Source organism: Alcanivorax xiamenensis (genome assembly GCF_009846745.1).
GTDB classification, from domain to species: Bacteria; Pseudomonadota; Gammaproteobacteria; order Pseudomonadales; family Alcanivoracaceae; genus Alloalcanivorax; species Alloalcanivorax xiamenensis.
Genome location: NZ_AQPF01000015.1, coordinates 52348 through 64318, shown reverse-complemented (window position 1 = coordinate 64318; position 11971 = coordinate 52348). Strand labels below are relative to the sequence as shown.

The 11971-nt window shown below is 63.8% G+C and carries 11 protein-coding genes; 3 read left to right on the top strand and 8 right to left on the bottom strand.

What is annotated here, in order from left to right; all coding sequences use genetic code 11:
- Window positions 1-107 precede the first annotated feature (107 nt).
- The 4 genes from A6D6_RS11270 to A6D6_RS11255 all read right to left on the bottom strand — a co-directional run bounded on the left by A6D6_RS11270 (window position 108) and on the right by A6D6_RS11255 (window position 3778).
- Complete coding sequence (locus tag A6D6_RS11270; RefSeq protein WP_236564084.1) at window positions 108-815, bottom strand: uroporphyrinogen-III synthase; 708 nt, start codon at window positions 813-815, stop codon at window positions 108-110.
- Entirely contained in the window at window positions 812-1741 is a 930-nt protein-coding gene (gene hemC / locus A6D6_RS11265; RefSeq protein WP_159660782.1) for a hydroxymethylbilane synthase, read from the bottom strand. The genes A6D6_RS11270 and hemC overlap by 4 nt, the downstream gene beginning before the upstream one ends.
- A 189-nt stretch (window positions 1742-1930) precedes the next feature.
- Window positions 1931-2674: a LytR/AlgR family response regulator transcription factor gene (locus A6D6_RS11260; RefSeq protein WP_159660781.1), complete on the bottom strand. Its 744-nt coding sequence runs from the start codon at window positions 2672-2674 to the stop codon at window positions 1931-1933.
- A gap of 24 nt (window positions 2675-2698) precedes the next feature.
- Window positions 2699-3778, bottom strand: a complete 1080-nt coding sequence (locus A6D6_RS11255) for a sensor histidine kinase (protein ID WP_133490092.1) — start codon at window positions 3776-3778, stop codon at window positions 2699-2701.
- Between the two features lie 381 nt (window positions 3779-4159).
- Here A6D6_RS11255 and argH point away from each other — a divergent pair, with 381 nt between their 5' ends.
- A complete protein-coding gene (gene argH, locus A6D6_RS11250) occupies window positions 4160-5554 on the top strand; it encodes an argininosuccinate lyase (protein ID WP_133490091.1) in 1395 nt (464 codons plus the stop codon).
- 308 nt (window positions 5555-5862) lie between these two features.
- Here argH and A6D6_RS11245 read toward each other — a convergent pair whose 3' ends face one another.
- The 4 genes from A6D6_RS11245 to A6D6_RS11230 all read right to left on the bottom strand — a co-directional run bounded on the left by A6D6_RS11245 (window position 5863) and on the right by A6D6_RS11230 (window position 10414).
- Window positions 5863-8259, bottom strand: a complete 2397-nt coding sequence (locus A6D6_RS11245; RefSeq protein WP_159660780.1) for a TonB-dependent receptor — start codon at window positions 8257-8259, stop codon at window positions 5863-5865.
- 67 nt (window positions 8260-8326) lie between these two features.
- Window positions 8327-9346 carry a FecR domain-containing protein gene (locus A6D6_RS11240; protein ID WP_159660779.1) on the bottom strand — a complete coding sequence of 340 codons (1020 nt, stop codon included), beginning with the start codon at window positions 9344-9346 and terminating at the stop codon, window positions 8327-8329.
- Window positions 9325-9846, bottom strand: coding sequence for a sigma-70 family RNA polymerase sigma factor (locus A6D6_RS11235; protein ID WP_133490088.1), 522 nt, complete (start codon window positions 9844-9846; stop codon window positions 9325-9327). The genes A6D6_RS11240 and A6D6_RS11235 overlap by 22 nt, the downstream gene beginning before the upstream one ends.
- 94 nt (window positions 9847-9940) lie before the next feature.
- A complete protein-coding gene (locus tag A6D6_RS11230) occupies window positions 9941-10414 on the bottom strand; it encodes an Rv1443c family protein (RefSeq protein WP_159660778.1) in 474 nt (157 codons plus the stop codon).
- Between A6D6_RS11230 and A6D6_RS11225 the strand changes: the two genes are divergently transcribed.
- Together A6D6_RS11225 and A6D6_RS11220 are read left to right on the top strand one after the other, a co-directional pair.
- Window positions 10413-11123 carry a TetR/AcrR family transcriptional regulator gene (locus A6D6_RS11225; protein WP_236564083.1) on the top strand — a complete coding sequence of 237 codons (711 nt, stop codon included), beginning with the start codon at window positions 10413-10415 and terminating at the stop codon, window positions 11121-11123. The two genes, A6D6_RS11230 and A6D6_RS11225, sit on opposite strands and share 2 nt — an antisense overlap.
- Before the next feature lie 73 nt (window positions 11124-11196).
- The gene (locus A6D6_RS11220; RefSeq protein WP_133490085.1) at window positions 11197-11763 is read left to right on the top strand and encodes an NnrU family protein; all 567 of its coding nucleotides are present in this window, start codon (window positions 11197-11199) and stop codon (window positions 11761-11763) included.
- Window positions 11764-11971: the final 208 nt, after the last annotated feature.

Here is an 11971-nt window from a genome sequence, read left to right as displayed (position 1 = left end):
CTGAAAAGCCGGGCGACGGAGCGCCCAATAAGCCACAGCATAACCCGCTGCGGAAAGAAGAAAACCTTTGATGCCTGGCCGTGGCGCCACGGTTGCAATTTTTTACTTCAATCACCGGCACTAACCAGCGCCGCCACCATGTCCCTATCATGGGCACTGGCGGCCACGGTTACAGGGCCCTGGTGATCCTCACGTACCGCTTGCGCCACCCGCTCACCGGCGCTCACCACCCGGGTCGCGGGAGGCACCCGCGCCGCTATCGCGCGCCAGCCCTCGACACTGGTCACCAGTACCACGGAGGCGGATTCAGGCCAGAGGAAGGACGGGTCGGCACGGCGCCGATAGAAAGGAATGATATCGACCTCGGCCCCCTGTTCACGCAACCGGGCAGCGAGCCAGTCACGGCCGCTGTCCGCGCGGCAGATCAGGATGCGCTGACCCGCCACCACCTCCAGACAGGGCAGCGCCAGCACCGCCTCGGAATTGAAACCGGCGCCGGGGTATTCCGGTGCCATCCCCGCCGCCGACAGCACCCGGGCGGTGGCTTCGCCCACCGTCAACCAGTGCACGCCCACCGGCCACTGCGGCCAGACATCGGCGAACGCTTCCAGCGCCAACTCTGCGGCGTTGGCGCTGACGAAGAACACCGCGTGGTAAAGGTCCAGATCCAGAATGCGGCGCCGGTCCGCCGCCGACAGCGGCAACGGCTCGATGGTCAGCGCCGGCTGGTGGATAGGGACATGGCCGGCATCGCGCAGCAGCGCCGCCAGCGTCCCGCCCTGCCCTCGCGGCCGGGTGATCAGCACCGTACTCATGAGCGTTGATACAGCTCCGCCAGAATGCGCTCGGCGCCCTGCTCCAGCAAGGACTCAGCCACCCGCACACCCAGTGACGCGGCTTCTGCGCGAGGCGCCCGGGCCTCAGCCCGCAGCACGGTATCGCCGCTTTCGCTGGCCACCAGACCGCGCAACCAGAGAGTATCGCCCTCAAGCAGGGCAAAACCGGCGATCGGCACCTGGCAGCCGCCTTCCAGACGGCGATTCATGGCCCGCTCGGCGCTGACCCGGTCCCAGGTCAGCGGGTCATTGAGCGGTGCCAGCAGAGTCCGCACCGGCTCATCTCCGGCCCGGCATTCAATACCCACCGCGCCCTGGCCCACCGCCGGCAGGGACTCTTCCGGCGGCATTTCATAGCGGATACGATCGTGCATCTCCAGCCGCTTGAGGCCGGCGGCGGCCAGAATGATGGCGTCGAAGTCACCGCTGTCCAGCTTACCGAGCCGGGTCTGTACATTGCCGCGCAGGCTGGCGACCTTCAGATCCGGCCGGTTAGCCAACACCTGGGCCTGCCGGCGCAGGCTGGAGGTGCCGACACAGGCGCCTTCCGGCAAGGCGAACAGGGCATCGTGGTGATTGGAGACGAAGGCGTCGCGGGGATCCTCCCGTTCACAGATCACCGGCAGCGCCATCCCCTCGGGGAGTTCCATCGGCACGTCCTTCATGGAATGCACGGCGATGTCGGCGCGGCCATCCATCATCGCCTGCTCCAGTTCCTTCACGAACAGGCCCTTGCCGCCAATCTTGGCCAGAGGTGTATCGAGGATCTTGTCACCCTGCGTCTTGATCCGCACCAGCTCCACGGTCAGCCCCTCATGCAGCGCTTCCAACCGCCGCTGGACATACTCGGCCTGCCAGATGGCCAAGGGGCTGGAACGGGTGGCGATGCGCAGAATGCGGCTCATGCAACTCTCCTGAACTGATAAGGAACCGTGGGCCGCACATTCTACCGGAAACAGGGCCAGGTTTGCCGGGGAGATCCCGGCCATGGGGCGTTGATATCACCACGCGCTGGCAGGCAAGCCCCGTGGTTGCTTGGTGGCGATGGCTTCACGGCCCGGTCCGAGGGAAGGCGGCGGGCGGTTAACCAACCGTCAATTCCGATTCAGCAGCGCCTGGCGCAACCCGGCCAGGTGGCGCCGGCTGACCGGCAGGCGCACGTCCAGATCGCGCAGCCGCACTTCATAACCGCCGTCGGAACCACCATGTTCCAGCGCTTCGATATAATGCAGCGCCACCAGGGTGCTGCGGTGGGTGCGCACGAACAGGCCGTCGAATTCCTTCTCCAGATCCTTGAGCGGTTCGTTGATCACCACCGATCCGCCGGTGTGATAGACGGTGACGTATTTCTGGTCGGCCTGGAAATAGCGCACATCTTCCACCTGTACCAGTTCCAGCCCCCGGTAGGTACGGGCGCTGATATGGCGGCGCTGACGCGGCCGGTTGGCGGCCATGCGATGCTGTACTTCCGCCAGTTGCACCTGATTGAGGGCACGGACTTTCTCCAGCGCCTGACGCAGATCGGCCTCACTCACCGGCTTGAGCAGATAATCCAATGCATGGACCCGAAAGGCTTGCAGCGCGTGTTCCTCGAAAGCGGTACAGAAGATCACCGCCGGCGCCGGTTCCAGGCGGGTCAGGTGGGCACCGGCCTCAAGGCCATCCATGTCCGGCATGCGAATGTCCATCAGCACCACATCCGGGTGCAAGCGGCTGGCGCTGGCCAGAGCCTCGCGTCCGGTGCTGGCCTCCGCCACCACTTCCATGTCGCACCGTTCCACCAGCCGCTTCAGTCGCATTCGGGCCAGGGCTTCGTCGTCACAGACCAATACGCGCATGCGTCCCCCCTTCCTGTCCGTGCTTCATTCTATCGTTATGTCTTCTGGCATATTTTCCCGCGCGGTCACCGGCTCGGGGCGGGCGGGGAAACGGATTTCCACATCATAATGGCGTCTCAGATCGCGGGCGCGCACCTCCACCTGGTTACCATGCAGCACTTCCAGACGATGGCGCACATTTTCCAGTGCCATGCGGTTGCCGCGATGATGGCCTTCCCCTTCCGGTTTCGGATTGCGCACGCTCAACACTATACGGCCTTCCTCACACCAGGCTCTGATGGTGATCACACCCCCGCCGGGCAGAGGCTGGATACCGTGGTAAATGGCGTTTTCCAACAAGGGTTGCAGGGTCAGCAGCGGCATTTCCTGATGTCGTGGATCCAGGTCTAAGCGCCAGTTCACCCGCAGCCGCTCACCGAGACGCAGTTGTTCGATATTGATATAGCGCTCGCACAACGACAATTCCTCGGTCATCGGCACCGGGTCGGCGTTGTCCTTGAGGCTGGCCCGGAACAGCCTGGACAGGTCCTCCACCGCCCGCTCGGCGGCGTCCGGGTCGATACTGATCAGACTGGCGATAATATTCATGGAATTGAATAAAAAATGGGGCCGGATCCGCGACTGCAGCGCTTGCAGCCGGGCCTGCAGCTGGGCCTGTCCCTGGCGCCGCAGTTGCTCCTGCACATAGACATAACGCATCACCAACCCGGCCAGGATGGTGGCGATCAGCACATTGATGAGAATGTTCGGGTGCCAGAGAGCACTGCCAGGCGGTGTCCAGGACAGCAAGCCAGTGAGCATGTTGGCGGCAATGCTGAAAACCAGCGTATTGGCGGAAACCACGCCGACCACCGCCAGCGCCGCCCAGGAGTGCGGCAGGCGGTTCAGCCAGCGGCGCAGCAGGCAAATCAGCGCCGCCGAGCTGAGCGCCACCCATTGGATGAACAGCGAGGTCAGCGCCAGCCGGCCGAGACCGAACGCCTGATAGTAACTGGCCACCAACGCCACCACGATGGCCATCAGTTCCGCCACCACCACCACCACCAGCACCGCCCGGGCGGAGCACAGATCAGGCAGGAAGGCGTTTTGCGAGGAAGTATCCATGCCAGGGCCTGTTCTCACTATTTGCATCCCGCCTGCTGGATGCCGTTTTTGCCTCCAGCCAGGCGGAGGGCGCGCGGTTTGGTCATTCCAAATGAGCAACCGACAACGACGCTGGAGGCAGACAGGGCTCCAGCCCTTCGGGTTGCGGCTAATACGTCACCACTCTGCGTTACTCGTCGCTCATTTGGAATGACCAAACTTCTCTCCTCGTGCCTGGATTGGTGACGTTTTAGCCGCAACAGGCGGGATGCAAACAGGGTGAACAGGCCCTAGCGGTTATACCCTGCCGGAAGCACCACAGCCAGCCCCGGAGTGTTATACTGCGCGCCCGCTATCCGGCCCGGTGGGTACCGGCGCATCAACGAACAGACGAGCAGCAAGATGAGCGACAAGCAGCAGCAAAACAAACTCTGGGGCGGCCGCTTCAGCGAATCCACCGACGCCTTCGTGCAGGCGTTCACCGCCAGCGTGTTGTTCGATCAGCGCATGTACCGGCAGGATATCCAGGGCTCCCAGGCCCACGCCACCATGCTGGCGGAAGTCGGCGTGCTCACCACCGAGGAGCGCGACGCCATCCTCCAGGGGCTGGATGAAATCCGCCAGGAGATCGAAGCCGGGGAATTCGCCTGGTCGGTGGCACTGGAAGACGTGCACATGAACATCGAGGCGCGGCTCACCGACAAGATCGGCATCACCGGCAAGAAGCTGCACACCGGCCGCTCCCGCAACGATCAGGTGGCCACCGACATCCGCCTGTGGCTGCGCGATGAGATCGACCAGTTGGACACCGAACTGCTGCGTCTGATGACCGGCCTGCTGGATCTGGCCGAGCGCGAAGCCGCCACCATCATGCCCGGCTTCACCCACCTGCAGACCGCCCAGCCTGTGACCTTCGGCCACCACTTGCTGGCCTGGTTCGAGATGCTCAAACGCGACCGCGAGCGGCTACTGGACTGCCGTAAAAGAGTGAATCGCATGCCCCTGGGCGCCGCCGCGCTGGCCGGCACCACCTACCCGATCCAGCGGGAACGCACCTGCGAGCTGCTTGGTTTCGACGCCGTGTGCGAAAACTCCCTGGACGCGGTCAGCGACCGCGACTTCGCCATCGAGTTCTGTGCCTTGGCGGCGCTGTCCATGACCCACCTGTCACGGATCAGCGAGGAACTGGTGCTGTGGACCAGCGCCCAGTTCAACTTCATCGATCTGCCGGACCGGTTCTGCACCGGCAGCTCGATCATGCCGCAGAAGAAAAACCCGGACGTGCCGGAGTTGGTGCGCGGCAAGACCGGCCGCGTCAACGGCCATCTGATCAGCCTGCTGACCCTGATGAAAAGCCAGCCGCTGGCTTACAACAAGGACAACCAGGAAGACAAGGAACCGCTGTTCGACGCCGTCGACACCCTGGCCGGCAGCCTGCGCGCCTTCGCCGACATGATCCCGGCGCTGGAACCCAACCGGGAAGTGATGCGCGAAGCGGCCCGCCGCGGCTTCGCCACCGCCACCGACCTGGCCGACTACCTGGTGCGCAAGGGCATCCCGTTCCGCGACTCCCACGAAATCGTCGGCAAGGCGGTGGCCTACGGCGTCAGCAAGAAGAAGGACCTGGGCGACATGAGCCTGTCCGAGCTGCGCCAGTTCAGCGATCAGATCGATGACGACGTGTTCGAAGTGCTGACTCTGGAAGGCTCGGTGAGTGCCCGCAACCATATCGGCGGCACCGCCCCGGAACAGGTACGCGCCGCCGTGGCCCGCGCCCGCGAGGCGCTCGGCGCCTGAGCCCCGGCGCTGTTCGCTGCCATGGCCGCTTCTCACGAACCGGTCCGAGAAACCGCTGTGGGAAGCTTCCCTGCAAGCGAACTATCGAGGCCCGCAAGCGCCATTCGCTTGCAAGCAAGCTTCCCACAGCGGCTTGGTAGCATGATCCGTGGGAGCCAGCCTGCTGGCGAATGGCGCGCTAGAGCTTGCAAGGCACCATGGAATCTTCCACAGCCGCCTTGTAGCCATCTCCGAATTCATGTCGCTAAAGCCCTCAAGCGGGCCTTTGTCTTTGGCGGTCCCGCGCACTGCGTATAAGCGCAATACCTTCAGAACTCCGCGCTCACCGACAGCACCGCCGTACGCGGCGCGCCCACGGTGAGCATGCTCCAGCTGTTGACGCTGGCCCAGTAAGCCTTGTCCCCCAGGTTCTGCACGGTGAATCGCACCGTCACCGGGGTTCCGGCCAGGTCCGCCCGGTAACGCGCGCCCACATCCCAGGTGGTCCAGGACGGCAGTTCGCGGTCGTTGCTGCTGTCCAGGTACTGCTCCCCAGTGTGGGTGGCGGACGCCGACAGGGTCAGATTCGGCAGCGGAGCCGGATCCCACTCAACGGTCATGTTGGCTTGAAAATCCGGGACGCCGATCGGCGTATTGCCTTTCTTGGCCGGGTCTTCGCTGCGTGAGTATTCGGCGTCCATGATCATCAACCCGGACATTAACCGGAGACGCTCGGTGAGACGGCCAAACACCATCGCCTCGATGCCCCGGTTGCGCTGTTCACCGCTGCGCCGATAAACCCTGCCGTCCAGTTCCGCCGACGGCTTGGTGATTTGAAACGCATCAAGCGTGGCGCCGAGCCCTCCCCGGTCCAGTTTGACGCCGACTTCGTACTGCTTGGCCACGTACGGCGCCAACGCCTGCCCGCTGTTATCGGCGGTCACCGGCGCAATGTCGCCACGACTGAGCCCTTCGGTGTAATTGCCATAGAACGACACGCCGGACCAGGGCGAGACCACCACCCCGCCGAACAGCGCCGTCGCACCTTTATCGTAATCGTTGGTGAACACCCCGGCGTTGTAGTTATCGGTTTCGATACGCTGGCGGCGAGCCCCCAGCGTCACCTGCAAGCGCCGGTCCAGAAAGGACAGGGTGTCGGCCACCGCCACGCCGCTGAATTCCGATTCGGACAACTTGGGAATACTGCCTGGCCGCGCCACCATAATTTCCGGGTGCCCCACCGGATCATAAATGTTCGAGTCCCAGCCGTCGGTGGCGTAAACCGCGCCACGCCGGTAAGTTTCCCGGTAACGGCTGACCTGCAATGACATCTCATGGCTCACCCGGGCGGTGTCGAGCAGGGCCCGCAGCCCGACATCGGCGGTACGGCGCTGATTACGGAACAGCATGTAGGATGGGGAATCCTTCACATCACCGGCGCTGTTCTGAATCATCGGATAGCCAAACAGGCGGTCCACCTCACTGTCACCTCCCCCCACGTTGGCGAACAGCATCAACTGATCGTCGAGGTCGTATTCGGCGGACAGCAGCATCGACTGGTCATCCACACTGGACCATTCCCATGCCTGGGTCACGTTGCGCCGGCCGTCGGGCGCACCGGGCAACGGCACGCCATCGGCGATCATCAGTTCTCGGGACGGGGCGTCGTAATCCTCGCGCTGGTCCAGCAGATCCAGGCTGGCGCGCAGCCGGTCGCCCTGATAATCCACGGCCAGCGCGGCGTAGCCGGAGGTCCGCTCTTGATTGTCCAAGCGGGTGTCTCCGTCGGTATAGCCACCGTTGAAGCGAACGCCCCAGCGGCGTTGCTCACCGAACCGGCGACTCACATCCACAGCGCCGCCGAATTGCCGGTCCTGGGTAAACTGCAGCTCCGCCCGGTTCAGGTCGGTGTCCTGGGCGCGCTTGGGTACGACATTGATGGTGCCGCCGACACTGCTGTTGGGGGACAGGCCGTTGAGCAGGGTGGACGGCCCCTTGAGTACCTCCACCCGTTCGGCGTAACCGGTCAGCACCCGATAGTTGGGCGCCACCCCGAACACACCGTTATAGGACACTTCGCCGGAGTTGCCCTCATTCATGGCGAATCCGCGGATGAAGAAGGAATCCAGCATGCCGCCGGCACCGCTGGCGTTACGTACCGAGGGATCATTGCGGACCATGTCCGCCACGGTGCGGGCCTGGAGATTATCGATGGTTTCGCGGGTATAGCTGGTGATGTTCACCGGCGCGTCCATGTAGTCCTTGTTGCCGAGCATGCCGACCTGTCCGCCGCTGGCGAGCTGACCGCCCTCGTAGGGCACCGGAAGCGCCACCGCCGGTGAACCACCGATACCGGCGCTCACGTCCACCCGGTCCAGCACCTGTGCTTGTTCGGCACGGATCACGTAGACCGCCTCGGCGGCGCGGCGGGCAGTCAGGCCGGTGCCGGCCAGCAACCGGCTCAGGCCTTCGTCCACGGTGTACTCGCCGCGCAAACCGGAGCAATGCTTGCCATCCAGTAAACCGGCCCCGGCCTGCACACTGATGCCGGCAATATCGGCGAAACGATAAAGCGTCGGCGCCAGTGGACCGGAGGACAAAGCGTAGGACTGGCGCGGTGCCGGGTCGGCCAGGGCCAACACCGGCAACAGCAGGAGCAGCACCCACCACGACCGCGCCCATACGGTACGGCGTTGAACGCGGAAAAACGGAAGCATCACGGTCATTACTCGGTTTCCTGAAGAAGTCTTTGCCAGTAAGGACACGCGAAACAGAAAAAGGGGACAGCCGTACTCAGCGAGCGCGCACCGTTACCCAATAGGGCGTCAAGAAGGCCACGTCCACCGGCACCGTAGCCGGCAACGCCGCCAGGATCCGGTCACTGTGATCAAGTTGGAAAGTGCCGCTGATGCGCAGTGCACCGGCACGGTCGTCGCAACGCACCAGGCCATGACGGTAGCGCGCCAGTTCCTTCAGGAAGCGGCTCAAGAGCATGTTGTCGGCCACCAGCCGCCCTTCGGTCCAGGCTGCCAGCTGCGGCCATGCCGTCGTGGTCGGGGTAATCGCCTCATGGCTGAAGCGGGCCTGCTCGCCGGCATGCAACACTCGCGGTGACGCCGATGCCAAAGCATCGCCGGGGCGAATCGCCACAGCGCCTTCGAACACGGCCACCCGGGTGGGCGCCGCCGAGCCGCGCCGTACCAGGAAACGGGTGCCCAGAGCCTCGATCATGCCCTCGCTGGTGCGCACCCGCAGTGGCCGATGCCGTTGCGGTAATGGCGAACCATCGTCCCCACTGGTCACCAGAATTTCGCCGGCATGCAGTTGCAATAAACGCTGCTCGTTATCAAACAACACGTCCAGGGCCGAGTCGGTGTTCAGCATCACCCGGGAACCGTCATCAAGCACCAGCTCACGGCGCTCACCGATACCGGTGCGGTAGCTGGCGCTCCACTCGCTCCAGGGCAAAGCGCGTGCCGCCAGGTAGGCCGCCGGCGCCAGGCCGATCAATACCGCCAGATGCTTGAGCGCGCCACGCCGGTCCAGACGCTGGCGGCGATCCAGGGTACGCATGCCAACGTCGGAGGGAATGCGCTCAAAGGTTTCGGCAAGACGCAAGGCCCGCTGCCAGGCCCGTTCGTGATCCGGATGCGCGGCCCGCCAGCGTTCCAGATCAGCCCGTTCGGCCTGGTCCAGACCGGCCTCGCGCCAGCGCAGGAACCAGTCAGCCGCGCGGCGAGCCACCTCCCGCTGCAAAGGCTGGCTGCCGTCCTTGTTTACCCCATCAGAGCTCAGTCCATCAGCAGAATGCATTCTTCCAGGGCCCGGGCCATGTAGCGTTTCACGGTGCGTTCGCTCACCGCCAGGTGTTCGGCGATGACGGCGTAGGTCAGCCCTTCCAGTTGGGACAGGAGAAAAGCGGTGCGCACCTGCTCCGGTAACCGGTCCAGCAGAGCGTCCACTTCCTGCAGCGTCTCCAGCAAGCCCAGCCGCCATTCCGGCGAAGGCGTCTGCTCAGGCGGCAGCAGCGCGAGGGTTTCCTTGTAGGTGCGCTCCAAGGACAGGCGCCGATAGTGGTTCACCAGCAATCGACCGGCCACGGTACTCAGGTAAGCGCGCGGCTCGCGTACCGCCAGCACCCCGTCCCGGTCACGGGCTGTCAGCAGCCGCATGAAGGTGTCCTGGGTCAGATCCTCGGCGCTGTGCGAGCAGTCCAGACGCCGCCGCAACCACCCTCTCAGCCAGCCGGAATGGGAGTGATAGAGCTGGTCGATACGGCGCTCAAAGGCCTCCCTCTCACCGGCGATCGTCATAGCAGTCCCCACCCCAGTCAATAATGCGAATTGTTATCATTATATCACCTTGGTGGAAACCTCCTCCAACATTCCCTATATCGGTCGCCGCGGATCAGGCGTCCCCTGCCAGTCGCCGCCGCAATACGCGGTGCCGGTGAGCAAAGACCTGGCGGATGAACCATCGCGTCAGGGGCGCCGCCAGGCGGGGCTTGAACGCCAGATGGTCCACCAGCAGATGGCTGTCTGGATCATCATCGCAGGGCAGGATGCGCCGCTCATGACGCCACAGGGCCATGGACCCCATCGGCGACTGTTCCAGGAAGCCCTTGCCCGTGTCCAACGCCAGCAGCGTCATATCCGAATAATCGATGGGCACAACGCCGAACAGGAAAATATAGCTGCGAAACAGCCGTATTCCGGGACGCACATCCACGTCCTCCAGAGAACGGACCCCCTTCGGCGCCGTCATGCGCAGCCACGGACGCAACTCCTCGGCGATGCCATCCACCGAAGTAATCCATTGCCAGATTCGGGATTCCGGTACGGATAAGCGGGATTCAAATCGCAGTGTGATCGGGTCGCTCATGGTTGCTCCTTGCCGGCTATCGGTGGCCGACGTGTTGCACGTCGACACAAACACGAGTAAATCTCACATTTCCGGCTATCCGCCGCTACTCGCATTCACCGCCATGACCGGCATCCGCAAAAAGCCCCGCCAGCAGCGCTCCCGCGCCACCTGGGACGCGATTCTGGAAGCAGCGGCTCAGCTTTTCGGGGAACAGGGCTATACCGGCACCACCACCAACAAGGTGGCCGAGCGGGCCGGTGTCTCGATCGGTTCGCTGTACCAGTATTTTCCCAACAAGGAAGCGCTGCTGCTGGCGCTCAGCGAGCAACACATGGAACACAGCGGCACCGTGTTGCACACCGTGTTCGAGCACCTCGAACGCGAACACCCCGGCCTGGAGGAAACCGTATCGCGATTGGTGGACGCCGCCGTCGAACTGCACCGGCACAATCCGAACATGCACCGTCTGTTGTTCGAACAAACACCGCGCTCCCCAACGTTGATGGCGCGTTTCCAGCGGCTGGAAAGCCTGATGGCGGCGGCGGTGGGGGCGCAACTGCGGCGCCTCGGCGTCGCCGGGCCACGCCCCGAGGCACGGGCGTTGCTGCTGGTGCAGTCATTGGAAGCGCAAATTCATGGCGCGGTTCTCTCTCCCCCTGACGGCGCCGACACGGATACGCTGGTGACGGAAATCAAAGCGCTGTGCGTGGCGTCGCTGGCGTCCTGACCTGCCCCCGCGCCGCCAAACCCGCTATGCTCCAGGCTGACATCGCCACCCATCACAATAAGGGAAGCCAGTCATGACAATAATGATTATCGGCCTCGTGCTGTTTCTTGGCGTTCATTCCGTACGTATCTTCGCCGAGCCCTGGCGTCAGGTACGGATTCAACGGCTGGGCGAACCCGCCTGGAAGGGGATCTATTCACTGGTGGCCCTGGCCGGGCTGGTATTGACGATCTGGGGGTACGGTCAGACCCGGCTTGATCCTGTGTTTGTCTGGAATCCGCCGATGGCGCTGCGCCATCTCACCGTGCTGCTGATGATTCCGGCGCTGATTCTGCTGGTGGCGGCCTATGTCCCCGGCAACGCCATCAAGGCCCGCCTGGGCCACCCGATGATGCTGTCAGTGAAGGTCTGGGCCCTGGCTCACCTGCTGTCCAACGGCCGGCTCGGCGATATTGTTCTGTTCGCGGCCTTCCTGGTCTGGGCGATTATGGCATTCCGCGCCGCCCGCCGGCGGGAGCCGGCCAGCGGTGCCGGCGGCCGGTCCAGCGCCACCATTACCACCGTGGTAGTGGGGCTGGTGGCCTATGGTCTGTTCGCCGCTTTCCTGCATCCCTGGTTGATCGGCGTGCCGGTGATGTGATTCCCCATTAAAAGATTCATCGCAGATTAGCGGGAAGGGTTTCTCTTCAATCCTGGATATTTCTTTCTAGCGGGGGAGCGTTGCCGGTCCTGGAATGCCCTGACCGGCGACACTCCGCGAGATCCGAAACGCCCAGCTTCGAATTGACGACGGTGAAAAGAAAAAAGAACCCTCGGTTGGCTGTGACCGAGGGCCTTGCGGTATCCCA

Coding starts and splice junctions, on each gene's coding strand:
- A6D6_RS11270 (WP_236564084.1), bottom strand. CDS start 815: ATGAGTACGGTGCTGATCACCCGGCCGCGAGGGCAGGGCGGGACGCTG.
- hemC (WP_159660782.1), bottom strand. CDS start 1,741: ATGAGCCGCATTCTGCGCATCGCCACCCGTTCCAGCCCCTTGGCCATC.
- A6D6_RS11260 (WP_159660781.1), bottom strand. CDS start 2,674: ATGCGCGTATTGGTCTGTGACGACGAAGCCCTGGCCCGAATGCGACTG.
- A6D6_RS11255 (WP_133490092.1), bottom strand. CDS start 3,778: ATGGATACTTCCTCGCAAAACGCCTTCCTGCCTGATCTGTGCTCCGCC.
- argH (WP_133490091.1), top strand. CDS start 4,160: ATGAGCGACAAGCAGCAGCAAAACAAACTCTGGGGCGGCCGCTTCAGC.
- A6D6_RS11245 (WP_159660780.1), bottom strand. CDS start 8,259: ATGACCGTGATGCTTCCGTTTTTCCGCGTTCAACGCCGTACCGTATGG.
- A6D6_RS11240 (WP_159660779.1), bottom strand. CDS start 9,346: ATGCATTCTGCTGATGGACTGAGCTCTGATGGGGTAAACAAGGACGGC.
- A6D6_RS11235 (WP_133490088.1), bottom strand. CDS start 9,846: ATGACGATCGCCGGTGAGAGGGAGGCCTTTGAGCGCCGTATCGACCAG.
- A6D6_RS11225 (WP_236564083.1), top strand. CDS start 10,413: ATGGTTGCTCCTTGCCGGCTATCGGTGGCCGACGTGTTGCACGTCGAC.
- A6D6_RS11230 (WP_159660778.1), bottom strand. CDS start 10,414: ATGAGCGACCCGATCACACTGCGATTTGAATCCCGCTTATCCGTACCG.
- A6D6_RS11220 (WP_133490085.1), top strand. CDS start 11,197: ATGACAATAATGATTATCGGCCTCGTGCTGTTTCTTGGCGTTCATTCC.